The organism is Streptomyces sp. NRRL WC-3618 (assembly GCF_001280005.1).
Lineage (GTDB): Bacteria > Actinomycetota > Actinomycetes > Streptomycetales > Streptomycetaceae > Streptomyces.
The window spans coordinates 1-24,489 of the sequence record NZ_LGDW01000446.1 but is presented as its reverse complement, the minus strand read 5'-3'; the positions used below and the strand labels follow the sequence as shown (position 1 = coordinate 24,489).

Here is a 24,489-nt window from a genome sequence, read left to right as displayed (position 1 = left end):
CCATGCACCCCTCGCACATCTCGCACACCCTGAACATCGGGATCCTGGCCCACGTCGACGCCGGTAAGACCAGCCTCACCGAGCGACTTCTGTTCGACTCGGGGGCGATCGACCGGCTCGGCAGCGTCGACGCCGGTGACACCCGGACGGACGACGGCGCGATCGAGCGGCAGCGCGGGATCACCATCCGTTCGGCGGTCGCCGCGTTCACCGCCGGCGGCATCCAGATCAACCTCATCGACACCCCGGGGCACGCCGACTTCATCGCCGAGGTCGAACGCGCCCTGGCGGTCCTGGACGGCGCGGTCCTGCTCCTGTCCGCCGTGGAGGGCGTCCAGGCGCAGACGCGCGTGCTGATGAGGACGCTGCGGCGGCTGCGGCTGCCCACGCTGGTCTTCGTCAACAAGATCGACCGGCCGGGCGCCCGGTCCGAGGACCTGCTCGCGGACATCCGCCGCCGGCTGACCCCGTACGTCGTCCCGCTCACCGACGTCGAGGGCGTCGGCACTCCGGCCGCCCGCCCGCGGCCCCGCCCACTCACGGCGCCGGGCACGGCGGAGGCGATCGCCGAGGTCGACCCCGGGATCCTCGCGGCGCTCGTCGACGGCCCCGCACCGACCCCGGCGGAGCTGGACAAGGCCCTGGCCGCCCGCACCGCCGACGGCTCGCTCCACCCGCTCCTCTTCGGCTCCGCGCTGGGCGGCCAGGGCGTACCCGACCTCGTCGAGGCCCTGACCCGGTTGGTCCCCCGGCCCGCCCCGAGCGCCGTGGACGCGCCCCCACGCGGCACGGTGTTCGCCGTACGCCCGGCACCGGACGGCGGCCGGACGGCGTATCTGCGGCTGTACGAGGGGGAAGTGGCAGAGCGTCAGCGGCTGACGTTCCTGCGGCGCGCCGTCGACGGCCGGACCACCGAGGTCCCCGGCCGGGTCACCGGCCTCGAGGTGATCGGCCGCCGAGGCTCCCTCACCGCCGGGAACATCGCCGCCCTGACCGGCCTCGGCGCCGTCCGCGTCGGCGACCGACTCGGCGAACTCACCGATCGCGCCCCGCAGTTCGCGCCCCCGACCCTGGAGACCCTGGTCCGGGCCCGGCGTCCGGAGCAGTCGGCGCGCCTTCGCTCGGCCCTGCTGACCCTGGCCGACCAGGACCCGCTGACCCACGCCCGGCCCGCGGCCGACGGAAGCACCGCGCTGCTGCTCTACGGCGAGGTGCAGAAGGAGGTCCTCGCCGCCACCCTCGCCCAGGACTTCGGTGTCGACGCCGAGTTCGAGCCGAGCCGCGTCCGCTTTCTGGAGCGGCCCGCGGGCACCGGTGAGGCGTACGAGGAGAACCCGTGGATCGACCGCACCCGCTGTTTCGCGACGGTCGGGCTGCGCGTCGAGCCGGGGGCGCCCGGTTCGGGCGCTGTGTTCACGTACGAGACCGAACTCGGCGCGCTCCCCCGGGCGTTCCATCAGGCTATCGAGGACACGGTGCACGCGAGTCTGCCGGCCGGCCCGCACAACTGGCCGGTAACGGACTGCCGAGTCGTCCTCGTGCGGTCCGGGTTCATCGGGCCGCTCAGCACCGCGGCGCACTTCCGGGCGCTCACGCCGGTGGTGCTGCGCCGCGCCCTGGAGCGGGCGGGGACCCGGGTGTACGAGCCGTACCACGCCTTCGAGTTGGAGATCCCGGCGGCGGCGCTGGCGCCGGTGACCGGTCTGCTCGCGTCCCTCGGCGCGGAGTTCGGCCGGACCACGGGCGGTGGAAGCACCTGGCACCTCACCGGCGAACTGGCGGCCCGGCGGGTGCGCGAGGCCGAGCTGCGGCTGCCGGGGCTGACACACGGCGAGGGCGTGTGGTGGTCGCGTGTGTCGGGCGACCGCGCGCTCCGGTAGGCCCCTGCTCCGACAGGCCCCCGGCAATTGTTGCGATCCGTCAACAGGACGGTCTGGCAAGGCATCCGGCGGGCATTGGGTTCAGTACATAGGAAGAAGGAGGTCCCTCGTCATGACGACGTCCATCAAGGCCGTGCGACGCATGCCTCTCTGGGCCAAGGTGCTCGGTGCCGTGGTGCTGGTGTTCGTGCTGTTGCTGGCCGGGCTCCGGTTGGCGGTGATTCCGGCGCTGGGGGACATCTTCGGCGAGGAGACACACGACCGTTCGGGTCCCGCACTTCTCGAATCCATCCAGGACATGAGCCGTTACGACGCGGCGTCCGGCAACTTCCAGGTCGTCGTGGACCTGGAGAAGGACACCAAATACCTGCCCGACGCGATCAAGGGCACCCGGGTGCTCTATGTGGGGGCCGGCACGGTCGACGCCTATGTCGATCTCGGCAAGGTCGCGAAGAGCGACGTGACGGTCGACAAGGACCGCACCTCGGCGACGCTCCGGCTGCCGCACGCGGCACTCGGAAAGCCCGCGCTGGACCCCGACCGTTCCTATGCCGTCTCCAAGCAGCGCGGTCTCTTCGACCGGATCACCGACCTCTTCTCCGGTAACCCGAACGACGAGCAGGCCGTCCAGAAACTGGCGGCCCGGCACATCGGCGACGCGGCGAAGGAGAGCGAACTGACCGCGCGCGCCGAGCAGAACACGACCGCCATGCTCAAGGGCCTGCTCGGCTCCCTCGGCTTCACGGAGGTGAACGTGACCTACGGCGCCTGAGGGAGGCGGACGGGTCCGGGTCCCCTGATCCGGACCCGTCCGCGGTGGAGTCCCCGGTCGGATCGGGGGTACCGCCTTTTCACGGGGTTCAGTTGAAGACCGGAGGATGTTGATGGCCCGATCAGCTCCACGCCCCCTCGCCGCGCTGCGACTGCGTCCCGCGAAGAGCGAGGGGAAGCCGCCGGAGAAGCCGCAGGAGAACCCACCGAAGTCCCTGTCGAAGCCCAAACCGAAACGCGCGTGGAAGCCGTCCTGGAAACCCGCGTCCTCCGCGAAGACACGGAAGACCCCGAAACCCACAGCGAAACCCACGGCGAAAGCCCCGGCGAAGCCCCCACAGGAGGCCGCGCCGAAGCGCCGCCCGTTCGCCTTCCTGGCCCGGGTACTGACGGTCATGTGCGCCTTCGTGTTCATGGTGGCGTTCGCCGTGATCCTGGCCCGGCTGACCCTCGAGCCGTCCCCGGCCTCCACAGCGCTGACGCACACCAACTTCCATCCGGGCAGCTCACTGCGGGCCTACCTCGACCAGCCCGAAATGCGGGACGCCATCCGGCAGATCGGCGGAAACCTGCTGCTCGGCGTGCCCTTCGGCATCCTGGTGCCCGTCGTCGCACCCCGGACCCGGGGAGTCCTTCGGGTGCTCTTCCTGACCGCGACCGTCATGCTCATGGTCGAGGTGGCCCAAGGCGCGCTGATCACCGGACGCGCCTTCGACATCGACGACGTCATCCTCAACACCACGGGCGCGCTGGTCGGTTACCTGCTCCTCGGCCGCCGGATCAGCCGCGCGGTGTACGCACCCAGGCGGCGGGCTACCTCGTCCAAGTGAGTTTGTCGCCGCCGACCCAGCGGACCGTGTCCGGATCGTCGAGGTCATGGACCGTGATGCCGGCCGCGGCGGCGACCGTCAGCACATCGGTGAGCGCCCGCGCCGCACCGACCACCTCACCGTCGATCTCCACGATCCGGAACGGCGGCATGCCCGGCTGCACCCCGAGCACCATGATCCGTGGATGGGAGATGTACGGGCTCGATATTTCGGTCATGCATCGAGCGTAGAGCGAATCCGGCCATCGTGTATCAGCCACGGACAGTCCCGGAACCCTCACCTCCGCCTCCTCCGTGGTGCGGGCCCGCCGAGCTCGCGCGACGCTGGAGGCGGAGGTGACGATGTCGATGGATCCCGTCGAGGCGCTGGACCGGATCGCCTTCCTGCTGGAGCGCTCCCTGGCCCCCACGTATCGCGTACGCGCGTTCCGTACCGCGATCGACGTGCTGGCGGAGCTGTCCCCGGACGAGATACGGCAGCGGGCCGGCGCCGGCACGCTGGAGTCCCTCAAGGGCATCGGCCCGAAGACCGCGCAGGTCGTGCGGGAGGCGCTCGACGGGCAGGTGCCCGGTTACCTGGAGAAACTGGAGCGCGAGCAGGGGGTGACCCCGCCGCTGCGGGACGGGGAGCGGCTGCGGGCGCTGCTGCGCGGGGACTGTCATCTGCACTCCGACTGGTCGGACGGCGGCAGCCCTGTCGAGGAGATGGGCCGTACGGCGGCGCGCCTCGGGCACGAGTGGGCCGTGCTCACCGATCACTCACCGCATCTCACGGTGGCGCACGGCCTGTCCCCCGAGCGGCTGCGCGAGCAGTTGGCCCTGGTCGAGGAACTCAACGCGACGTGGGCCCCGTTCCGGCTGCTCACCGGCATCGAGTGCGACATCCTCGACGACGGCTCGCTGGACCAGGAACCGGAGCTCCTGGAGCTGCTGGACGTCGTGGTGGTGTCCGTGCACTCCAAGCTGCGGATGGACGCGCGTTCGATGACCCGCCGGATGGTCGCCGCCGTACGCAGTCCGCACTCGGACGTGCTCGGGCACTGCACGGGGCGTCTGCTCGTCGGGAAGGAGCCCCGGGGAGGCGGTGGCGGGCGGGGCAAGCGGGGCGGGGGGCGTGCGCGGCCGGAGTCGGAGTTCGACGCGGACGCGGTGTTCGCCGCGTGTGCCGAGACGGGCACGGCCGTGGAGATCAACAGCCGTCCGGAACGGCTCGACCCGCCGCGCCGGCTGCTGCGGCAGGCCGTGGCGGCGGGCGTGCTGTTCTCGGTCGACACCGACGCGCACGCGCCCGGCCAGCTGGACTGGCAGATCCACGGCTGTGCCCGCGCCGAGGAATGTGGCGTACCGGCCGAGCGGGTGGTCACGACCTGGCCGGCGGACGACCTGCTGGCCTGGACGCGGGAGCGCCGGCTGCCGCCGGACGTCTCGGTGAGCGGCGGTGCGGCTTGACTTCGAGCGCACTCCAATCCGTAGCGTGCCGTACATGACCACCGCACAGCACAAGATCGGCTCGGGGTTCGACGCCTCGAGCACCGCCGACGACGTCCTCGCCGGCGTCGACCTCACCGGGAAGCTCGCGCTCGTCACGGGCGGCTACTCGGGCCTCGGCCTGGAGACCACCCGGGCGCTCACCAAGGCGGGCGCGCGGGTCGTCGTTCCCGCCCGCCGCCCCGAGCACGCGCGGCAGGAGCTGGCCGGCCTCGAGGGGGTCGAGGTGGACGCGCTCGATCTCGGCGACCTGGACAGCGTGCGCGCCTTCGCCGACCGCTTCCTCGCCTCCGGGCGCACCCTCGACATCGTGATCGACAACGCCGGCATCATGGCCTGCCCCGAGACCCGGGTCGGCCCCGGCTGGGAGGCGCAGTTCGCGACGAACCACCTCGGACACTTCGCGCTCGTCAACCGGCTGTGGCCGGCCATCGCAGCCGGCGGCGCCCGCGTCGTCTCCGTCTCCTCGCGCGGCCACCACTTCTCCGACATCCGCTGGGACGACGTCAACTGGCAGCACGGCTACGACAAGTGGGCGGCCTACGGCCAGGCGAAGACGGCGAACGTCCTGTTCGCCGTCCACCTGGACAGGCTCGGCCGCGACGCGGGCGTACGGGCCTTCTCCCTCCACCCCGGCGCCATCTTCACCCCGCTGCAGCGGCACATCCCGCTCGCCGAGCAGATCGAGCGCGGCTGGCGGGACGCCGAGGGCAAGGAGCTCGACCCGGAGGGCTTCAAGACGCCCGAGCAGGGCGCGGCCACCCAGGTGTGGGCCGCGACCTCCCCGCAGCTGACCGGAATGGGCGGCCTCTACTGCGAGGACTGCGACATCGCCGAACCCGCCCCGGAGGGCGACCAGCGCAGCGGCGTACGGGACTACGCGGTCGACGCCGACCAGGCGGCCCGCCTGTGGGAGCTGTCGGCGCGACTGACCGGGGTGAACGCGTTCGCGGTCTAGCCAGTGGGCCACCGCGCGCCCCGAACTAACCCGTGAGCTCAGCGGCCCCCGCCCCCGCCTCCCTGGACGAGACGGAACGGGCGGTCCCCGCGCCCTCGGGAGCACCGAACCGGGCGAGGCAGTGCCACACCATCTTCAGGTCCTGGAGTTCATGACGGCCGCCACGGGCCGCGTCGCCGATGATCCGGGGGTCGAGCCGACCGTCCTCGGCGATCCGGACGCCGAGACCGACGGACGCGGCTCCCCGGTAGTCGGCGTGGCGGCGCAACTCCGGTACGGAGAGCTCGTATCCGGGATGCCATTCGAGCGGTACGGGCAGGGCGCGGGCCGCTTCCTCCACCGGTGTGCCGCGATAGCTCGCGTCGAGGACCAGCGCCTCGATGTCCCGGTCGAGGGCGACTGGGCCGTGCACCTGTGCCTCGATGTAGTCGTTGAGCGCGTCCTGGGTGTCCGCCTCGGCAAGGGCGACGAGGGACATGCCGGCGGCGACTCCGAAGTGGCCGGGTTCGGCCGCGCTGTCCGGGTAGCAGAAGGTGGCCCGGGTGAGGACGGCTCCGGACAGCCGGAAGTATGAGGAGCCGAACCTCGGGGCGGCGCCCACGACTTGGCGGCGGAAGTTCAACGCCCCGTACACCGGGCGCTGGTGGGCGGGCGCGCTGTCGTACGCCTCGGCGAACATCCGGCTCTCCCAGCGCCAGCGGTCGCCGCCGGGACGGGCGGTGAGCCCGCCGTTGCTGATGCCGGTGACGAACTGGGAGCGGTAGAAACCGTCCTGCGCCATCGCCCTCAGCAGCGGCAGTCCGCCGGCCGTCCGGTCGGGGTGGAAGTTCAGGGTCACCCGGAGGTCCGGGGGGACGGCCGGGCCTACGGAGAGGGCGGTGACATGGCGCAGGGCCTTTGTGTGCGCGGAATCGGGGTCGTCCATCATGCGCACCAGGGGACCATCCGGCGGTCCCCGAGATCCACAGCTTTCCGGTCGGCGGGGAAACAGGCAGAACATCCAGAAACATCCCTGATCACGTGAGGAATACCTCCTTCCGCATCACGCGCACTTTCGCACTTCGGTGACTACGCTCGGTCCGTTTGTGGGAAAGGAGGCGTGCGCGCGCATGCGAATGGCACTTGGTGAAGGGACGGCGGCTGTCGTCCGGTTTTTCGGAAAGCACCGCGATCCCGTGGTCGTCCAGTCGCTGCGGTCGGCGGCCGCCGCGACGATCGCGTACGTCGTCGCGCTCCGTCTCAGTCCCGAGGCCGCGCCGCTCACCGCTCCGCTGACCGCGCTCCTGGTCGTTCAGGTCACCCTCTACGCCACGATCACCACCGGCATCCGCCGGGTGAACTCCGTGGTCGCCGGGGTCGTCATCGCGATCGGCTTCAGTGTGCTGGTGGGGCTGACCTGGTGGAGCCTGGGGCTGATCATCCTGGCCTCACTGGCGGTGGGGCATCTGGTGCGGGTCAGCGAGTTCGTGCCCGAGGTGGCGATCAGCGCGATGCTGGTGCTGGGGGTCACCCGGGTCGGGGACACCGCCTGGGCGCGGGTGCTGGAGACGGTGATCGGCGCTGCCGTCGGGCTCGCCATCAACCTGCTGTTCGCTCCCCCGGTGTGGGTGGACGAGGCCAGTGAGTCCATCGAGGGCCTGGCGCGGCGGGTACGGCAGTTGATGCTGCGTATGGGTGAGGAGGCCGCCGGCCGTACTCCCGTTGACCACGCGACCGCCCGTCTGCACGAGGCCCGCCGGATCGACCACGACATCGTCGAGGTGGACGCGGCCCTGAAGCAGGCCGAGGACAGCCTGCGGCTCAATCCGCGTGTCCGGGAGGGCCTGCTGCACCGGGTGGTGCTGCGCACCGGACTGGACACGCTGGAGATCTGCACGGTCGTCCTGCGCGTCCTCGCCCGCAGCCTCACCGACCTGGCCAAGGAAAGGGACCCCGAGCCCCTGTTCGCGCCGGAGACGGGCGCCGCGCTGGAGCGGCTGCTGTCCGAGATCGCCGACGCCGTGGTCAGTCTCGCGGTCCTCGTCACCACCGACGTCAGTGTCAGCGCCGAGTCGGCGGAGGCCCGGCTCGCCACCGAACTCCGGGGCGCGACAGCCACCCGCGACAAGCTGGCCCAGCTGCTGTTGGAGGAGATCCAGCAGGATGCCGGGCAGTGGCAGCTGCACGGTGCCGTCCTGACCGAAGTCAACCGCATACTCGACGAGCTGGACACCGAGCACCGCTCCCGGCGGCTGCTGGAGGAGCTGGACCGCTGCACCCGCGAGGAACGGGAGCGGATGCCCTGGGTGATCCGGCTGCGGAAATACCTGCGGTACGCGAAGCGGGTGCGCGTGCCGGGCCGGAACCGTGAGGCGGTGTCGCGTCGTTCTATGTGACGAAGTCACATAGATAGATCGTCACGTAGAGCGCGACGACTGATATTGGGGGGGGCTGCGCATGGGTGACTCCGGTGTGCGGATCGACGGGAACACACTGCGGCTGCCGGGCGGTGTGGCCGTACGGTTCATCCGCACTCTCCGGCTGCCGGAGACCGGCACGCACGCGCTGCCGCCAGGGCTCGGTGAGTTCCCGGTCCGGCGGGTCGCCGACTATGCCGACACGGTGCCCGAGGCCTGGCGGGCGCGCGGTGGGGTGCTGCTGCCGGTGTATCTGCGCGAGGCGATGTGGCTGAGTTTCGGGGGCACGGCGCAGCCCGCCGCGCTGCAGGTGGGCGTGGGCAAGGTGTGCGCGGTCTCGGGCGAACCGTGGCGCGACCGGCTGTCGCGGAAGCCGCAGAACTACGTGGTGCTGCCGCGTCAGCCCTGGCTGGACGGCATCAACTCGGGCAAGGGCACGGTCCGCCAGTTCGTGGCGGTGCCGCTCGGTCTGGGCGCGACCGTGGAGGGCCAGGTCTCGGGCGAGGAGGTGTGGGGCGGCGTACAGCTCCAGACGTTCCCGCCGACCGACGCGGAACTGGCCAGGTGGCGCGAGGAGGAGCGCCAGCGGGCGGAGCGGGCCCGGGCGGCTGCCGCTTCGACAGGGGGCTACGGAGCGGCCGTACCCCTGGCGATGGCCGCACCGGCGGCGCCCGGCTCGGCGGCGGCTCCGCAGCGGTCGGGGGCGGCCATGGGGCTGGGCGTCGGCGGTGCGATGCGCCAGGAGGTGTACCGGGACGAGCGGCCGCTGTCGGCGTGGGCCGAGCGTCCCGCCGGACGGGTGTTCGTGCATCTCGTGACGCCGCCCGAGTGGCGTCGCATCACCGGGGAGGCCCCACCCCCGTCACCCGTGGACCGCGCGGCCTACACACGCGCCGGTCTGCCCTGGTTCGACTACTTCGACCAGGACGCCGAGGATCTCGCCCCCACGGACCCCTTGGCGGCCGTGCGGCCGGTCGGGGACTGGCTCGGCGACGATCACGAGCCGTGGCAGGCTCCCGCGCCCGGACAGGTGAAGCCGCTGACGGGGAAGCCGGTGGAGGACGGGGACTGGTAAGCCGTACCGGCGTTGCGGCATACGCAACGCCCGTTGCCGCTCTTGCCCTTGGCGGGGGATCCGGCCAGAGTTGATGTCACGGCTGATCAACTCTGATCACGACCGATCACGGGGCCGACGCGACCGAGAAAACCGGGGTGCAGGTATGAGCGGCTGGAGCAGGCGCCGGTTCGTGGGCGCGGCGGCGGGCACGGCAGCGGCGGCTTCCGTCCCGGCGAGAGCCACGGCGGCCGGGGCGATGGAGGAGCCCGAGGCCGCACCGGCGTCACCGGCCCCTCGGCCGGCCGCTCCCCGCCCCCTCTTCCTCGGCACCTACACCTCCGTCCAGGGCGGCGGCACCGGCATCGGCCTCGCCACCTACGACCCGGCCTCGGGCCATGTCACCGGCGCCGGAGTGATCAAGGGTGTGGGTGACCCGTCCTACCTCGCCGTACACCCGGACGGCCGCACCCTGTACGCCGTGAACGAGCGCCAGGACGGCGGCGTGACCGCGATCCGGCTCGGCGGCGAGGGCGAACAGCACCAGGTGCTCGGCACACGCGAGACCGGCGGGGCGGGACCGTGCCATCTGTCCGTGCATCCCAGCGGGCGCTGGCTGCTCAGCGCCAACTACGGCTCCGGCAGCGTGGCGGTGCACCCCGTCGACGCGTCGGGCGCGCTCGGCGAGCGCACCGACCTGGTCACGCACTCCAGCCCGGCGCCCGGCCCGGGTCAGCAGGGCCCGCACGCGCACCAGTGCCTCACCAGCCCCGACGGCGGCCATGTCCTCGCGGTCGATCTGGGGACGGACACGGTCTACACGTACCGCCTGGACGCCGTACAGGGCACGCTCTCCGAGGTCTCGCGGGCGCGGACCCGTCCGGGCGCGGGGCCACGCCATCTCACCTTCCACCCGGGCGGGCGATACGCGTATCTCGCCGACGAGCTGGACAACACGGTGGCTGTCTGCGGCTACTCCCCCGCCACCGGGCGCCTGGACATCGGGGAGGCGCAGCCCACGGGGACGCGGGCGGGCGCGAGTTATCCGGCCCAGCTCGTGGTGACCGAGGACGGGCGGTACGCGTATCTGGCGAACCGCGGCGACAACAGTCTGACGCGGTACGCGGTGGAAGCCGACGGTGCGCGTCTGCGGCTTCTCGACACGGTGCCGGTCGCGGGTGACTTCCCGCGCCACATCGCCCTGGCGCCGGGCGGGAACCTGCTGTTCGCGGCGAACCAGCGGTCGGGCACGGTCAGCGTCTTCCGTGTCGACCGCGCGAGCGGTGAACTGCGGCTCGCGGGCGAGCCGTTCGCGTCACCCGTCGCCGTCTGCGCGCTGCCGCTGTAGCGCGCAGGGACAGGCAGCGCCGGCCTGGGTGAGCAGGGTGTGCATGCGTTCGGTGAGCTGGGACACGGTGTCGGCGGGCTGATGGAACGCCAGTCGTACGTCGCCGTGGGCGCGGGACCGCTCGATACGCAGGGTGAGTCCGTGCCGGTCGACGGCGACGGGCTGGACCCGGACGGCGCCGTGCAGGCTGTCCGGCTCGACCAGACGGGTGAGGCGCTCGACGGCGTCGCCGTGACAGTCGGCGAGGTGGGTCAGCAGTCCGGCCTCGGCTGTGGCGAGCGGGTCCGGCGCGGCGGCCGTGAACGCGTCGAGGTCGACGACAGTGGCACCGGAGGTCTGGCGCAGCACCACGCGGGTCGGACGGAACGCGAGCCGCTCACCCTCACCCGCGTCCTCGACGGAGAACCAGCCGGCCATCCACAGCCGGGCGCGGATCCGGTGGCGGACGGGGACGGGCGAGACGTCGGCGAACTCCAGTACGGCCGAGGGTTCGCCGCGCGGGGCGCAGACGGCGGCGGCGAGCAGCGTGCTGTCCGCCGGTACGTCCAGGACCACCCGGCCGTCCTCGCCGACGGTGTGCGCGCCGACGAACTCCTCGCGCCCGCCGTCCGCGGTCACCGCGCAGGACCACGCTGCGGCGAGCACCGAGCGCGCGCGTTCGGCCGCGGCGGGCGCGGCCGTGCAGGTCGGACTGTCACCCATCGTCATCTCCTTAGGTAAGCCTTGCCTAACCTATCGGAGATCCGGGCGCACGCCAACCACCCCCGTTCCTGTGGGATTCCGTGCCGAAAGACGCGCCGCCGTCCGGCGTCAGGGCGCGAGGGTGCCGAGCAGCGACCGCGCGCACAGATCCCGTACCTGCTCGCGGGACAGGTCCGAGCCGCGCAGCCACTCCAGGCACACCGCGGTCGTGAACGCCAGCCAGCCCCGGACGGCGAGCCGCAGTTCCGGCCGCTCCTCGGACAGCCGCCCGAACTCCGGGTCGGCCGCGAGCGCCACGAGGATCTGCCGCTCCTGCGCGGCCAGCGCCCGCTGATAGACCTTCCGTACGGCCTGGTCTCCGGAGGCGTCGGCGCGATGGAAGGCGCGATAGCCGTGGGCGTGCTCCTCCACGTACGCGAGGAAGGCGTCGAGGTTCGCGGCCAGCTGCTCGCGTGCGGGAACGCCCGGCACGGCCGCCGTCATCCGCAGCATGCGCTCGCTCTCGCGCTCCACGACCGCCGCGAAGAAGTCCCGCTTGTTCGGGAAGTAGTGGTAGAGCAGCCCTCGCGAGACGCCGGCGATCTCGGCGACCTGTTCGATCCACACGTCGTCGTACGGACTCTCCGAGAACAGTCGCGCGCCGACCGACAGAAGCTGCTCCCGGCGCTCACCGGTACTGAGCCGCCGACGCGTGCGTTCCCCCTCTTTCGCGGCCATGCCCGCACCTTACTTGACGTCGGTTCAACAGCGGGATCAGACTGGGCGCGCTATTGAATCCACGTACAACAGGATCAACACGCCCCTGCACCGAGGGAGATGTCGTCATGACCGAGACGGTGACCCGGACCGCTCCGTCCGAGGGATTCCGCAGCGCCGAGCTGGATTGGCCCGAGCTGCACCGGATCCCGCATCCGCCGCACCGGATTCCGCTGCTCGGCGACCTGGTCGGCGTCAGTGCCCGCACGCCCCTCCAGGACTCGATGCGCTTCGGGCGGCGCCTCGGGCCGATCTTCCGGCGCAGGGCGTTCGGCAAGGAGATCGTGTTCGTGTGGGGCGCGGATCTCGCCGCCGATCTGGCGGACGAGTCACGCTTCGCCAAACATGTGGGCCTCGGCGTGGCCAACCTGCGCCCGGTCGCCGGCGACGGGCTGTTCACGGCGTACAACCACGAGCCCAACTGGCAGCTGGCGCACGATGTCCTCGCCCCCGGTTTCAGCCGCGAGGCGATGGCCGGGTACCACCCGATGATGCTGGCCGTGGCCGGGCGGCTCACCGACCACTGGGACCGGGAACAGGCCGCGGGGCGGGCGGTGGACGTGCCCGGCGACATGACCAAGCTGACCCTCGAGACGATCGCGCGCACCGGCTTCGGACACGACTTCGGCTCCTTCGAACGCGAGCGCCCGCACCCCTTCGTGACCGCGATGGTGGGCACCCTCAACCACGCGCAGTCTCTGAACACCGTCCCCGCGCCGCTCGCCCCGCTGCTGCTGCGGCGGGCCACGCGCCGCAACGAGGCGGCCGTGGCGTACCTGAACCGCACGGTCGACGAGCTGGTGCGGGCCCGCCGGGCGTCGGACGGCGACGGCGGCGGCGACCTGCTCGACCGTATGCTCGACACCGCCCACCCGGAGACCGGCGAGCGCCTGGCGCCCGAGAACGTGCGCCGACAGGTCCTGACCTTCCTCATCGCGGGCCACGAGACGACGTCCGGCGCGCTCTCCTTCGCCCTGCACTACCTCTCCCGGCACCCCGACGTCGCCGCCCGCGCCCGCGCCGAGGTGGACCGCGTCTGGGGCGGGGCCGCCGTCCCCGGCTACGACCAGGTCGCCAGGCTGCGGTACGTGCGCCGGGTGCTCGACGAGTCGCTGCGGCTGTGGCCGACGGCGCCCGGCTTCGCCCGCGAGGCCCGCCACGACACGGTGCTCGGCGGCGAGCATCCGATGCGCGAGGGGGCCTGGACGCTGGTCCTCGCTCCGCTGCTGCACCGCGACCCGGCGGTCTGGGGCGCCGACGCCGACCGGTTCGACCCGGACCGTTTCGACGCGGCGGCCGTGCGCGCCCGTCCCGCCCACGCGTTCAAGCCCTGGGGCACCGGGGCGCGGGCGTGCATCGGCCGCCAGTTCGCCCTGCACGAGGCGACACTCGTCCTCGGCCTGCTGCTGCGCCGCTACGACCTGAAGCCCGACCCCGACTACCGGCTGCGGGTGGCGGAACGCCTGACGGTGATACCGCAGGGCCTGCGACTGCACCTCGAACGCCGGCCCCCGAGCGAGGAGTCGACGGCTGAGTGAAGCGGCCGTCGACAACCGCCGCGCACCACCGCGTCGCGGCACCGGGACACACGACAGCCCCGCCGAGCCGGCGTCTGCGCGGGCGCGGAGGGGCTGTCGTACGGACGTGCGTCGAGGCCTACGAGGCCGGGCCGGCCCTCACCGCACCCGGCCCCGCGAGTCGGGCCCCACCAGTCAGGCCTCCATGCGCCAGTTCTGGTTCGCGCCGCCCGAGCAACTCCACACCTGGAGTTTCGTCCCGTTCGCGGTGCCCTGGCCGGCGGCGTCCAGGCAGAGCCCGGACTGCGCCGCTGTGATCGTGCCGTTGGAATTGACGTTCCACTGCTGGTCAGCCTGATTGGTGCAGTCGAAGATCGCCGCCGCGGTGCCGTTGCCCGCGGACTGGCCGACGCCCAGGCACTTGTTGCCGTAGACGACCAGTTGCTTTCCGGCGTTGTAGGTCCACCGCTGGTTGGTGTTGCCGTGGCAGTCCCACAGCTGTGCCTGCGTCCCGTTGGTCGTCGAGGAGTTGCCGATGTCGACGCAGCGCCCGGACTGCTGACCGACGATCTTCTGGCTGCCGCCCGACGGCGGGTTCGGCGGGTCCGGGGGCGGGTTCGTGCCGAACTGGGAGAAGAACTGCCACACCGCTCCCGACGTCCAGGTACGCCAGCCGTCACCGGTGGAACCGTCGATGGGACCGGGGTCGTGACCCGCGCCGTCGAACGCGGCCCACACGACGGGGTATCCGGACCGGCATCCGGAGTAGGTGGTGATGATGTGCGTCAGGCTTCCGTTGGCCGGCTCGGGCGGGTTCTGCGGGGTGCAGCCGTTCGTCCGGACGAAGGTGTTGCGCAGGTCTCGTCCCGACTGGATGGGCAGCACGTTGTCCCTGAGGCCGTGCAGACCCATGTAGGCGATGGGCTGGTTGCCGCCGCTGCAACCGCTGAGGTTCGCGCCGGAGTAGACGGCGACCGCACGGAACACCGTCGCCCGGGAGCACGCGAGGGCGTACGACATCCCGCCGCCGTAGCTGAAGCCGCCCGCGAACAACTGGGTGGTGTCGACGCACAGACCTGCTTCGAGCTGGTTGACCATGGCGTCGACGAAGGCGATGTCCTGGCCGCCGGGGTTGGCCCAGCCGTTGCCGTTGCCCTGCGGGGCGACGAAGATCGTGCCGTTGTTCGCGCTGTCCGCGAGGCGCCGAAGGCCGTAGTAGGACCAGTTGTAGCCGTCCGTCCCGCCCGAGTCGACGTCGTTGGCCGTACCGCCACGCCAGTGGAAACCGAAGACCAGCCGGTACGGGTGGTTGTTGTCGTAGCCGGCCGGGACCCGCAGGATGTAGTTGCGGTTCTGGCCGCCGCTCTGGATCGTGTGGTTACCGCTCGCCAGCGGGGCCTTCCCGCAACCGGCGGTCGCGTTGGCGGCGGTGAGCGCCCCGGGCGGGTTCATGACGCTGCTGAACGAGGAGCCCGCAGCTGACAGGACGAGAAGCAGCGCGGCCACGATGGACAGCAGTAACGGTTTGCGTTTCATGTACTCCTTCTTCCTTTTCCGTCTTGGTCGAGGGATGGGGCGAGGGATGGACAGGGAACGTCGGTCGCCGGAGTGGTTCAGACGCCGGTGACGGTCCACGCGTTGTTGGTGCTGGAGTTCGGCGTCCACAGCACCGTGGTGGAGCCGGACGTGGTGGAGCCGCTGCCGTCGAGGGCGGTGCCGGTGGCCCGGTTGACGATCTGGAAGCGGTTGTCGCCGAGGCCGACCAGCGACCACTGCTGGTTGTTGCCGCCGGTCCACGCCGACTGCCGGGCGGGCGCGCCGTTGGCGGAGTTGCCCCAGCTGTCGGCGGCCATGCCGCTCGCCCTGTTCATGATCCGGTGGTAGCCGTTGCCGAGGTCGATCAGCTGCCACTGCAGGTTGGGGCTGCCGTCGTAGGTCCACTGCTTGAGGTTGGAGCCGGAGGCGACGTTCCCGCCGCTGTCGAGGGCGAGGCCGCTGGTCACGTTGGCGATCTTCACCCAGGTCGTGGAGCCGCCCGGCGCGTCCAGGACGGGGATCTCACCGGAGAAGGTGAGCTTGACGGTGTACGCCAGGGCGTTGAACGGCGGGTTCGACGAGGGCATGGCCAGGTGCAGGCCCGAGGCGTCCTGGGTCGGTGCGGGCAGGTTGACGTAGGTGCCTGCGGTGTTGTTGAGCAGTTGGGCACTGGTGAGGGTGCTGAGGTTGAACCGGTTGGAGCTCAGCGTGGTGACGTTCAGGGTGCCGCCCTGCCAGCCCAGCGCGGTGACGTAGAGAACCTTGTTGTTCTGGCTGCGGGTGAACCGGACGTCCTGCGGTTTGCCGGCCACGGGTCCGCTGAACGAGCCTCCGCCCATCTTGGTGGGGCCCTCGCCGTAACTGGTCCAGGAGCGGGTGTCGTAGACCGCCTCTCCGAAGCGGCCGAGCCAGTCCCCCATGCCGAGCAGGATCGACTGCTGTCCGGAGGGGATGGTGCCCTCGGCCGTCGGGGCGATGTTCAGCAGCATGGTGCCGCCCTTGCTGACCCGGTCGATCAGCGAGTGCAGCAGTGCCTGCGTCGAGTAGTAGCCGATGCCCACCGTGTAGCACCAGCTGGAGGAGGAGATGCTGTCGTCGGTCAGCCAGTAGGGGGTGAGCAGCCCCGCCGGGCCACCGCGCTCGAAGTCGAAGACCTCGCCCTTGTTGTTGAGGCCGTCCTTGTAGGTCGCGGCCACGTCCTTGTTCCAGGCGACCGCCTTGTTGTAGTAGTGCGCGAGGAACTGGAGCCGGTAGGACTCGTCCACCCGGCCCAGGTTGAAGTCCTGCCAGACCAGGTCGGGCTGGTAGCCGTCGATGACCTCGACCAGCTTGTCGTACCAGAGCTTGTTCTCCGCGGCGGCGCCCAGCTGGCCGTAGAGGATGCGCAGCGTCGGGTCCGACTGGGAGGGCACGTTGTCGTAGTAGCCGGTGAAGTTGTAGGCATGGTGCAGCGAGGCCATGAACTTCATCCCCTGCCCGCGGATGGCCTGCGCGTGCAGGCCCACGAGGTCGAGCCGGGGGCCGTGCTGGACGGAGTTCCAGGGATTGGCGCGGCTGTTCCACATGGAGAAGCCGTCGTGGTGCTCGGCGACCGGGCCCGCGAACCGCGCGCCCGCCGCCTTGAACAGCTGCGCCCAGGCGTTCGGGTCCCAACTGCCGCCCTGGGAGGCGAGCTTGGGGGCGAACTGCACGAACCTGCCCGCCTTGTCACGGGCCCCGTCGATGAAGTTGTGGTACGGCCAGGCCGACGGGTCGCCGTAGGTGGAGATGTGGTGCCGGTTCTCGTTCGAGCCGCCGATGTACATGTTGCGCGGGTACCACTCGTTGCCGAACGCGGGGACGCTGAAGGCGCCCCAGTGGTAGTAGATGCCGAACTTCGCGTCCTTGAACCAGGCCGGGGCCGGGGGATGCTGGTCGACGGAGGACCAGCTCGGGGTGTAACTGGAGGGGCCGTCGGTCGCGGCCGCCCCGGGGGCGAACCGCAGCAGGCCCAGGGCCGTGGCCGCGCCGGTCGCCCCGATCAGCCGGCGCCGGCTGATCGGGAGGGGTGAGGAAGTCATGCGGAGCCTCTCAGCGTCGTTGAGGGGTCGGTCGTCCCGGCTGTCCCGGGGTCAGTCGCGCGTCCACTTCTGGTTGCTCGCGCCGTTGCAGGTCCACAGCTGGAGCAGGGTGCCGTTGGCCGTTCCGGCGCCGGCGGCGTCCAGGCACAGGCCGGACTGGGCTGTGATCGTGCCGTCGGCGCCCAGCGTCCACTTCTGCTTGGCGCTGCCGTCGCAGGTCCAGATGTCGACCTTGGTACCGGGGCTGGTGCCGCCGCCCGAGGCGTCCAGGCAGGCGCTGCCGTAGACGCGCAGTTCACCGGCCGAGGTGCTCGTCCACTGCTGGTTGGCGCCGCCGTTGCAGTCCCACAGCGCCACCTGGGTGCCGGACGTCTGCGACGCTTTCGGTACGTCCACGCACCGGCCGGAGGCGGCCCCGACGATCGTGGCGATCGAGCCGCCGCCGCCTCCGCCGCTGCCGGGGGTGAGGGACAGGTTGTCGAACTGTGCCGTCTCGTTCTGACTGGTCTGGTAGCCGACCTGGCCACCGGCCCAGGTGCGGTCGTTGGCGGAACCGACCGTGGCTCCGTCGATGACGGCGGTGATGGTGCTGCCGGAGAAGGTCAGCGCCAGGGTGTGCCAGCGGTTGGTGCCCAGGGGCGCGGTCGTGCCGCTCGCGAGGGTGGCGACGTTGCCGTTGGTGCGCGAGTTCAGGATCGACCAGGCTCCGGTGTCGCTCACCCGCAGGTGGTAGGCGTTCAGTCCGCCGGTGCTGGAGTAGTCCTGTGCGTTCGCGCGGCCGATGAGCTCGGCGTATCCCGATTGTTCGAGCAGCACGTCGGACGAGACGGTGTAGTTGCTCCAGCTCACGTCACCGAGCAGGGCATGCGGATCGGACAGCGCGTCCCAGGTGATCGGCTTCTGCGGGCTCATCTGGCGCACACACCTGCCGCTGCGGCCGCCGCCACAGCCCGCCACCTCGAAGGCGCCCTGCCAGTCCATGAGGTACTTCGCCTCGTTGCCGGTGGCGTAGCCGTCGAAGGAGTCGCTGTACGGCAGGCTCATCGCGCCCGAGGCGGGGCCGGTGGCGGTGCCCTTGCCCTGGCCGGTCGTGGTGGTCAGGGTGTAGACGCGGTGGGGCTTCACGGTCAGGGAGAAGCCGGCGCCCGTGGGGGTGATGTCGGTGGTGTGCGCGAAGTGGTCGGCCGTGTTGCCGGAGTTGACGTCGGTCGACCAGACGTGGACGGCTCCGGTGGACAGGCCCCCGGTGACGTTGAAGTCCAGCGTCTGGTCGCCGCCCGCGTCCATCGTCTCGATGACCGTGGAGTAGTCGGAGGTGGTCGGCGACTTCAGCGACACGTAGCTGCCGTTGTTCCGGTTGCCGCCGATATAGCCGCTGGAGGCGTCGAGGTACTTCCACCCCGGGGCCGTGAACTGGGTGGTGTGCGCCATCACCCAGGTGTTCTTGCCGATCGAGTAGTGCCCCGACCACGGCTGCGCGGCCAGGGAGAGGCCCATCGTGGGATACGGCAGGTTCGGGGTGAGCGCCGCGACCACCGGCCAGTTGAGGTACGCGGTCATCCGGCCGTCGATGTATCCGCGGTTGATGCCGCGGGCCACGGCCGGTGCTCCCCCGTTGTAGTCGTCCGAGCCGTTCTCGCTGGCCCACAGGGGTTTGCCGCTCGACATGGCGGCCGACGGCACCGAGCAGTTGGACTGGCTGGACCGGTAACCGCAGGGGTAGTGCGTACCGATGACGTTCACGGCGGAGGCGAACGCCGGGTTGGAGTTGACGTCGTTCGCCACGGCCCAGTCCGAGTCGGCCGCGACGATCTTGACGCTGCCGTAGCCGTTGTTGTTGAGCGCGCTACGCAGTTGCTGGTACCAGGAGACGTTGTAGCCCCGCTCGTTCCATCCGCCGAGGTAGTCGATGGTGAGCCCGTGCTGCTTTGCGCAACCCAGCCACGAGAGCAGGTAGTTGGTCATGTCGTTGGACCAGAAGTTCCCGCCGCCGATCCAGCCGGGCGCGCCCCAGGAGAGTCCGTACAGCTTGAGGGCGGGGTTTCGGGCCTTGGCCTGCTCCATCAGCCACCACTCGTAGCCCCGGTCGCAGTTGAGGTCGGAGCGGGTGTGCTGGTGGCTGGGCTCGGCTCCCGAGGTGGAGTTGGTGTCCCCGCCGATCTCGGCCTTGAGGATCTGCAGCGAGGCGCCGTAGCCGGGCCGGAAGAGGTAGTCGAGGATCTGCCCGCGCTGGGGCTCGGGATAGTCGATCAGGAGTCTGCTGTTGCCGCCTCCGCCGCTGATCGCGCCGACGCCGTCGAAGGTCCGCCCGCCGGACGCGCCGTTGATGGTGATGGACGTCGCGGCCTGGGCCGGTACGGCGGTCGTGGCCACGAGGCCGCCCGCTGCCAGGACGAGGCCCGCGAGCACGGCCGTCGAGGCTCGCATGCGCCTGAACAGCCCTCTGAATGCTGACACGGTGGAGATTCCTTTCGCAGGTCGTGGGGTCCGCGTCGGGTGCGGTTCAGCGGACGACGAAGTCCTGGTTGCTGCCCGGCACGTTCTTGCACTGCCACTGGTCCAGTTGCTGTCCCACCGCGCTGCCGCCGCCGTAGACGTCCAGACACAGACCGCTGTTGCGGTTCTGGAACGCGTAGCTGCCGTCGGTCTGGCGCACGGGCAGCCACAGGGCGTTGGGCGCCGCGCCGGGGGCCTGCTGGACGATGTTCAACACGCCCGCCGCAGTGGAGCTGCCGGCGACCGCCACGTCCAGGCCGGAGCTCTGGGCGCGCAGTTCGCCGTAGCCGCCCGAGGCCGGCACGAACTGGAACTGCTGGTTGCCCTGTCCGTTGCAGGACCACTGGTCGATCGCGGCGCCCTCACTGGTGGAGTTGCCGTACACGTCCAGGCACAGGCTGTTGCTGGCGACGACGAGCTGGTGGGAGCCGTCCGGGAAGCCCCCACCGCCCCCACCGCCGGACGAGGCCGGCGTCAGATAGACGGAGAACGCGTCGTGCGAGCCCTGGAACGTGAACGGAACGGTGATCGAGTCGCCCGAGACGCTCACGTTCTGGTCGTACACGGTCTGCGGCGCGGCCAGCGGTGCCTGGTCCGGGATGCGTCGGACAGTGACGTGCACACCGCCGGCGCTCGTCAGCCAGGGCAGGGACGACAGCCCGTTGAAGGCGAGGGACGCGTCCCCGGTGTATCCGTTCGAGTCACCGACGACGGCCACCACGCGTTTCGCGGCGGCGTCCTCGGATGCCGAGACAGCCGTCGAGCCGACCTGGCCGGAGGTGGCGACGAGGGTGCCGGTCAGGTCGGCGTAGTCCCGAAGCGCCCACCAGTTGCCGGTCGGCTGCCAGGTGCCCCCACTCTGGGTGAGCACTCCCGTCAGGTTCGGGACGACGCAGCACACCCAGTTGCCGCGCATCGCGTTGGTGTAGTCGGACTGCGCGAACCGCGCCAGGTACCAGGCGGTCACCCCGGCGGTCTGCCGGTCGGCCGGCTGGTACTCGTTCGAGGACAGCGGCAACGGACCGATGCCCGCCGAACTCAGGGCGGCGCGCAGGCTCTGCCCGACGGTGACGGGGTCGTCGACGTCGCCCTCGTTGTGGTTGGCGATCATGTCCGGCACCGTCCCGGCCGACTTCACGTGCGCGAGCCAGGTGCGCCACTGACCGGGGTTGCCCTGCGGGGTGAACGCGAACGACGGGCCCACGATCTGCGCCCCGGGGGCGAGGCGCCGGATCTCCCGGTAGGCGGTGTCCCACATCTGGAAGTACTGGGCGCTGTTGACGCCCCGGGTCCAGAAGGCGGAGATGTCCGGCTCGTTCCAGATGTCGTAGGAGAACGTGAGTCCCGTGGCTTGCAACGCCCGCACCGTGGAGCCGATGAAGCCGACCCAGTTGGAGCAGTCGCCGTTGTCGCACGGATACCTCGTGTTCGAGGGCTGGCCGCCGTTCGCGCCGTAGATGTCACTCACGAGCACCTGGTACTGCGCGTGATACGGCGGCTGGGTGAGCCGTTTCGCCTGCGCGGTGATCGAGTCGATGTCGGCTCGGGTCGCCGAGCCGTACTGGTAGCCGTCCTTGATCCAGCCGCCTGAGAACCAGCCGCCACCGCGGAACGCGTTGATCCCCAGCGGCTGGAGGAACCGGTCCACGGGCTGGGTGCCGTCCTGGCTGATGCCGTAGAGGAACCCCTCCCCCACGCCGGTCGACGGCCCCCGCGTCGAGGCCAGGTTCACGCTCAGCGACTTGGCCGCGGCGGGCTGACTCGATGCCGTCGACGACAGCGGCAGCACGAGTGCCAGGACCAGCCCGGCCACCGCGGCCAGCCGGCCTGTTGTCCCTCTCGTCCTCATCAGATCCTCCTGAGACGGGGCGCCGCTGCGCTGCGGCGCGCGTGGTGGACAGGGCCTGCTTCCGTACGTGAGTGGTGCACGGCGCGGCGACCTGCCGGGGCGGCGGTGGGCTGCCGCCCCCGGAGCCGAGTGCGGGTGCCCCACCGGGTCGGCGCGGCGACGATCACCGGCGGACGAGCGGCGGAGCGGTGCCGCGCGTTCAGCGATAGCCGGCGGCGGTGATGTCGGCCTGCACCGCGTTGTCGGTCGCGTCCGAGGGGTAGCCGGCGACGATGGCCCCCTCGTAGAAGGTGCCGGCGCTCAGGTTGGCGCCGCCGCCGGGCTTGCAGCAGTCACCGCCGCTGCCCAGGATGATGGCCCCCTGCTTCTTCATGGGGCTGTATCCGCCGGGCAGCCCGCCGTCCCAGAGGGTGGTCAGGTTCCCCGACTGGGCGCTGCCGCCCTTGAGGGCGAGCCTCGAGGTGCCGTTGTTCTTGAGCATCGCGGTGACGAACTTGTCCGTGAAGGCCCGCTGGTTGGGGTTCCAGGACTGGCTGCCGCCGGAGTACAGGCCCCATTCGAGGTCGGCCTGCACCCAGGGCCCCCTTCCCGAACAGCCGCCGAACCAGCACTGGGTGCTGAAGTTGATCGCGTCCATCGCCCCCGCCGCGTCGGCCTTGCGGGTCGTCTCACTGTTGCCGTAGTCGAAGCAGCAGCCGCCGTTGACGTGGGTGCCGCTGGTCACCATGTAGGCACCTTCGGGTGCGGCACCGGTCGGCACGCCCGTCAGGTGGCCGTCGCGCCAGTAGCTGTTCCCCGGGTTGATGTACAGCGAGTACGCCTTGGTGCCCCCGGCGGTCAACGACTCGGAGGTGGCCTTCGCGGGGCTGCTCTGGTTCGAGCCCGGGACCTGGGCGGAGCCCTGGTACCACAGGTCGTTGCCGTGTCCCGACTGGTCGCGGACGACCGTGATCACGCATGAGGTGCCCGCGCAGAACGCGTCCTGCGCCGCCGCGTCGACAAAGCCGCCGGGCGCCAGCAGGCCGATGTCCCGGGTGGTGTTGTCCGAGGCACGCCTGACCTGGTAGAGGGAGCCGTTGTAGGAACCGTAGAGCGCTCGCACGGTGCTGTGCGCGGCCACGCACGGTGTACCGCCGGCGGCGTAGATGCCGCACGGACCCGATCCGCCAGGCACGGGTGGCGGGGAGCTCGGCGAGGTCCATTTCTGGTTGCTCTGGCCGTTGCAGGTCCACAGGATGAGCGCGGTGCCGTTGGCCGTGGCCGCCCCGTTCACGTCCAGACAGAATCCGGAGGCGGTACCGGTGACGGGTCCGTCGGAGGTGTGGCGCCACACCTGGGTCGGCCGTCCGTCGCACGGCCGGATGACCACCGGAGCTCCCGGGGCCGTCCGGGTGTCGTACGCGTCCACGCACCGGGTGCCGTTCATCGCCCTCAGCTCACCCGCCGACGTGAACTCGAACGCCTGGTTGACCTGGTCGTTGCAGTCCCAGATCTGCAGCGCCGTGCCGGACGTGTCGACGTTGCCCTTGACGTCCAGGCACCGTCCCGACGCCGAGCTCACCAGCGCTGCCGCCGACGCCGGCGCGGACCATGTCGGCGCGGATGCCAGCAGCATGGCCAGCAGCGCCAGCACGCATGCGGCGGCGGCCGCCGGTAAGCGGGACGTGCGTGCCGTGGGAGTGGGGGGCGGAGCAGATGGAGGCTGCATTCTGTGTCCTCGGATATGCGGGGGGTGCGGACGGAGAGTGCCGTGCCTGTCCGAAGGGTCCGGAGGAAGGGTTCGGAAGGGGTGTCGATCGGTCCCGGCTGCGTGCCCGTAAGCACGCACAGGGAACACTCAGACATCCCATGCCGTAGTGATCCCACAGGCCCAACTAGCTGTCAATAGCCATGTCTTGGCGATCTGGAAACACGATCCATCCCATGTTTCCGCTGATCAAGCCGCTGCGAGGGCATGCCGGAACCCGCGTCCGGCGACGGCCGTCGTGCCGGACGCGGGTCCTCGTGCCCCTCACCTCATCCGAGGGTCCGCTGGTGGACCCGATCGACCGCCGAAGCCGGCGGTCTGATCCAGCCCGCCGCGTCCGCGGCCCGCACCCCCGCGTTGAAGGCGTCCGCCATCTTGCGGAAGCCGTTGTCATTGGGGTGCAGGGCGTCGGAGAGGTCCGCCCTGTTCAACGCGCCCATGTCCACCAGGCGTACGTGCTTGCCGGCGGCCTGCGCGGCCTGGACGATCCCGGGGATCCTGGCGTTGAACCCGGGCCGGTTGGCCTCCTCGGTGCCGCTGGTGGAGACGATCACGGTGCCGACGAGAACGGTCACGCCGGGGACGTCGCGGGTGATCTGGTCGATGAGCGCACGCAGCCGGTCGGGGGCGGTCGGGATCTGGTAGTTGCCGTTGAGGTCGTTGGTGCCGATCTCCAGGGTGACCACGTTCGGGCGGTAGCGGGCCAGTACGGAGTCGGCGATGCCCGCGATCTGGTCGATGCGCCAGCCGGAGTGACCCTCGTTGTCCGGGTCGGACATGGTGCCGCTGCGGCCCGAGCCGACGAAGTCCACGGCGTGCCCGTCAGCCGACAGCTGGTTGCGCAGAAAGGCGCGGTAGCTGTTGCCGGACGGGCTGCCGACGCCCCAGGTGATCGAGTCACCCAAGGGCATCAGCCGTAGCGCGGCGGGCGCGGTGGCACCTGGGGCAGCGGGTGGCGACCCGGTGCCTGGGGCGGCCACCGCGGGTAACGCGGTGGCGCCGGCCAGCGCCGCCGCCAGAGCGGCGGTCAGGAGTGGCGAGTACTTCCGCATGAGCGTTCCTCACTGGTGCGGGACAGTGGGTGGGGGTGAACGGGTAGGGG

19 protein-coding genes are annotated in these 24,489 nt (G+C 71.0%); 9 read left to right on the top strand and 10 right to left on the bottom strand.

Annotated features, from left to right (window positions below):
• Positions 1 to 2 precede the first annotated feature (2 nt).
• From otr(A) to ADL01_RS29815, 3 genes are all read left to right on the top strand, one after another.
• Positions 3 to 1,880, top strand: coding sequence for a tetracycline resistance ribosomal protection protein Otr(A) (gene otr(A) / locus ADL01_RS29825; protein ID WP_053745107.1), 1,878 nt, complete (start codon positions 3 to 5; stop codon positions 1,878 to 1,880).
• A 112-nt stretch (positions 1,881 to 1,992) separates the two neighbouring features.
• Positions 1,993 to 2,652, top strand: a complete 660-nt coding sequence (locus ADL01_RS29820; RefSeq protein WP_053745106.1) for a DUF4230 domain-containing protein — start codon at positions 1,993 to 1,995, stop codon at positions 2,650 to 2,652.
• Positions 2,653 to 3,046: 394 nt separating this feature from the next.
• Positions 3,047 to 3,481: a VanZ family protein gene (locus tag ADL01_RS29815; RefSeq protein ID WP_405777726.1), complete on the top strand. Its 435-nt coding sequence runs from the start codon at positions 3,047 to 3,049 to the stop codon at positions 3,479 to 3,481.
• Here ADL01_RS29815 and ADL01_RS29810 read toward each other — a convergent pair.
• Positions 3,465 to 3,698, bottom strand: coding sequence for a hypothetical protein (locus tag ADL01_RS29810; protein WP_053745104.1), 234 nt, complete (start codon positions 3,696 to 3,698; stop codon positions 3,465 to 3,467). The two genes, ADL01_RS29815 and ADL01_RS29810, sit on opposite strands and share 17 nt — an antisense overlap.
• A 130-nt stretch (positions 3,699 to 3,828) precedes the next feature.
• Between ADL01_RS29810 and ADL01_RS29805 the strand changes: the two genes are divergently transcribed.
• Both ADL01_RS29805 and ADL01_RS29800 read left to right on the top strand, forming a co-directional pair.
• Positions 3,829 to 4,929 (top strand): PHP domain-containing protein, encoded by a 1,101-nt coding sequence (locus ADL01_RS29805; protein ID WP_053745136.1) that lies wholly within the window; start codon positions 3,829 to 3,831, stop codon positions 4,927 to 4,929.
• 34 nt (positions 4,930 to 4,963) lie between these two features.
• Entirely contained in the window at positions 4,964 to 5,926 is a 963-nt protein-coding gene (locus ADL01_RS29800) for an SDR family NAD(P)-dependent oxidoreductase (protein WP_053745103.1), read from the top strand.
• Positions 5,927 to 5,951: 25 nt separating this feature from the next.
• Here ADL01_RS29800 and ADL01_RS29795 read toward each other — a convergent pair whose 3' ends face one another.
• Entirely contained in the window at positions 5,952 to 6,854 is a 903-nt protein-coding gene (locus ADL01_RS29795; protein WP_420719748.1) for a DUF3626 domain-containing protein, read from the bottom strand.
• Between the two features lie 181 nt (positions 6,855 to 7,035).
• On the opposite strand from ADL01_RS29795, the gene ADL01_RS29790 reads away from it, so the two are divergent.
• The 3 genes from ADL01_RS29790 to ADL01_RS29780 all read left to right on the top strand — a co-directional run bounded on the left by ADL01_RS29790 (position 7,036) and on the right by ADL01_RS29780 (position 10,724).
• The gene (locus ADL01_RS29790) at positions 7,036 to 8,301 is read left to right on the top strand and encodes an FUSC family protein (protein ID WP_053745102.1); all 1,266 of its coding nucleotides are present in this window, start codon (positions 7,036 to 7,038) and stop codon (positions 8,299 to 8,301) included.
• Between the two features lie 61 nt (positions 8,302 to 8,362).
• Positions 8,363 to 9,397 (top strand): hypothetical protein, encoded by a 1,035-nt coding sequence (locus ADL01_RS29785; protein ID WP_053745101.1) that lies wholly within the window; start codon positions 8,363 to 8,365, stop codon positions 9,395 to 9,397.
• 145 nt (positions 9,398 to 9,542) lie between these two features.
• Entirely contained in the window at positions 9,543 to 10,724 is a 1,182-nt protein-coding gene (locus tag ADL01_RS29780) for a lactonase family protein (protein WP_053745100.1), read from the top strand.
• Here the strand turns inward: ADL01_RS29780 and ADL01_RS29775 are convergent.
• Both ADL01_RS29775 and ADL01_RS29770 read right to left on the bottom strand, forming a co-directional pair.
• A complete protein-coding gene (locus tag ADL01_RS29775; protein WP_053745099.1) occupies positions 10,692 to 11,426 on the bottom strand; it encodes a DUF2470 domain-containing protein in 735 nt (244 codons plus the stop codon). The genes ADL01_RS29780 and ADL01_RS29775 overlap by 33 nt on opposite strands.
• A gap of 108 nt (positions 11,427 to 11,534) precedes the next feature.
• The gene (locus ADL01_RS29770; RefSeq protein ID WP_053745098.1) at positions 11,535 to 12,143 is read right to left on the bottom strand and encodes a TetR/AcrR family transcriptional regulator; all 609 of its coding nucleotides are present in this window, start codon (positions 12,141 to 12,143) and stop codon (positions 11,535 to 11,537) included.
• A gap of 107 nt (positions 12,144 to 12,250) precedes the next feature.
• Here ADL01_RS29770 and ADL01_RS29765 point away from each other — a divergent pair, with 107 nt between their 5' ends.
• The gene (locus ADL01_RS29765) at positions 12,251 to 13,720 is read left to right on the top strand and encodes a cytochrome P450 (protein ID WP_053745097.1); all 1,470 of its coding nucleotides are present in this window, start codon (positions 12,251 to 12,253) and stop codon (positions 13,718 to 13,720) included.
• Positions 13,721 to 13,894: 174 nt separating this feature from the next.
• On the opposite strand, the gene ADL01_RS29760 is transcribed toward ADL01_RS29765, so the two are convergent.
• The 6 genes from ADL01_RS29760 to ADL01_RS29735 all read right to left on the bottom strand — a co-directional run bounded on the left by ADL01_RS29760 (position 13,895) and on the right by ADL01_RS29735 (position 24,439).
• Entirely contained in the window at positions 13,895 to 15,235 is a 1,341-nt protein-coding gene (locus ADL01_RS29760; RefSeq protein WP_053745096.1) for a ricin-type beta-trefoil lectin domain protein, read from the bottom strand.
• 77 nt (positions 15,236 to 15,312) lie between these two features.
• Positions 15,313 to 17,295, bottom strand: coding sequence for an alpha-L-fucosidase (locus ADL01_RS29755; protein WP_053745095.1), 1,983 nt, complete (start codon positions 17,293 to 17,295; stop codon positions 15,313 to 15,315).
• A gap of 51 nt (positions 17,296 to 17,346) precedes the next feature.
• A complete protein-coding gene (locus tag ADL01_RS29750; protein WP_053745094.1) occupies positions 17,347 to 19,752 on the bottom strand; it encodes a ricin-type beta-trefoil lectin domain protein in 2,406 nt (801 codons plus the stop codon).
• 46 nt (positions 19,753 to 19,798) lie between these two features.
• Complete coding sequence (locus ADL01_RS29745; RefSeq protein ID WP_053745093.1) at positions 19,799 to 21,640, bottom strand: RICIN domain-containing protein; 1,842 nt, start codon at positions 21,638 to 21,640, stop codon at positions 19,799 to 19,801.
• 199 nt (positions 21,641 to 21,839) lie between these two features.
• Complete coding sequence (locus ADL01_RS29740; protein ID WP_199834965.1) at positions 21,840 to 23,270, bottom strand: arabinofuranosidase catalytic domain-containing protein; 1,431 nt, start codon at positions 23,268 to 23,270, stop codon at positions 21,840 to 21,842.
• Between the two features lie 386 nt (positions 23,271 to 23,656).
• Entirely contained in the window at positions 23,657 to 24,439 is a 783-nt protein-coding gene (locus tag ADL01_RS29735; protein ID WP_324614644.1) for an SGNH/GDSL hydrolase family protein, read from the bottom strand.
• Positions 24,440 to 24,489: the final 50 nt, after the last annotated feature.

Coding starts and splice junctions, on each gene's coding strand:
- ADL01_RS29790 (WP_053745102.1), top strand. CDS start 7,036: ATGCGAATGGCACTTGGTGAAGGGACGGCGGCTGTCGTCCGGTTTTTC.
- ADL01_RS29820 (WP_053745106.1), top strand. CDS start 1,993: ATGACGACGTCCATCAAGGCCGTGCGACGCATGCCTCTCTGGGCCAAG.
- ADL01_RS29775 (WP_053745099.1), bottom strand. CDS start 11,426: ATGGGTGACAGTCCGACCTGCACGGCCGCGCCCGCCGCGGCCGAACGC.
- ADL01_RS29800 (WP_053745103.1), top strand. CDS start 4,964: ATGACCACCGCACAGCACAAGATCGGCTCGGGGTTCGACGCCTCGAGC.
- ADL01_RS29735 (WP_324614644.1), bottom strand. CDS start 24,439: ATGCGGAAGTACTCGCCACTCCTGACCGCCGCTCTGGCGGCGGCGCTG.
- ADL01_RS29815 (WP_405777726.1), top strand. CDS start 3,047: ATGTGCGCCTTCGTGTTCATGGTGGCGTTCGCCGTGATCCTGGCCCGG.
- ADL01_RS29745 (WP_053745093.1), bottom strand. CDS start 21,640: ATGAGGACGAGAGGGACAACAGGCCGGCTGGCCGCGGTGGCCGGGCTG.
- ADL01_RS29785 (WP_053745101.1), top strand. CDS start 8,363: ATGGGTGACTCCGGTGTGCGGATCGACGGGAACACACTGCGGCTGCCG.
- ADL01_RS29770 (WP_053745098.1), bottom strand. CDS start 12,143: ATGGCCGCGAAAGAGGGGGAACGCACGCGTCGGCGGCTCAGTACCGGT.
- ADL01_RS29795 (WP_420719748.1), bottom strand. CDS start 6,854: ATGATGGACGACCCCGATTCCGCGCACACAAAGGCCCTGCGCCATGTC.
- ADL01_RS29780 (WP_053745100.1), top strand. CDS start 9,543: ATGAGCGGCTGGAGCAGGCGCCGGTTCGTGGGCGCGGCGGCGGGCACG.
- ADL01_RS29755 (WP_053745095.1), bottom strand. CDS start 17,295: ATGACTTCCTCACCCCTCCCGATCAGCCGGCGCCGGCTGATCGGGGCG.
- ADL01_RS29765 (WP_053745097.1), top strand. CDS start 12,251: ATGACCGAGACGGTGACCCGGACCGCTCCGTCCGAGGGATTCCGCAGC.
- ADL01_RS29810 (WP_053745104.1), bottom strand. CDS start 3,698: ATGACCGAAATATCGAGCCCGTACATCTCCCATCCACGGATCATGGTG.
- ADL01_RS29805 (WP_053745136.1), top strand. CDS start 3,829: ATGGATCCCGTCGAGGCGCTGGACCGGATCGCCTTCCTGCTGGAGCGC.
- ADL01_RS29760 (WP_053745096.1), bottom strand. CDS start 15,235: ATGAAACGCAAACCGTTACTGCTGTCCATCGTGGCCGCGCTGCTTCTC.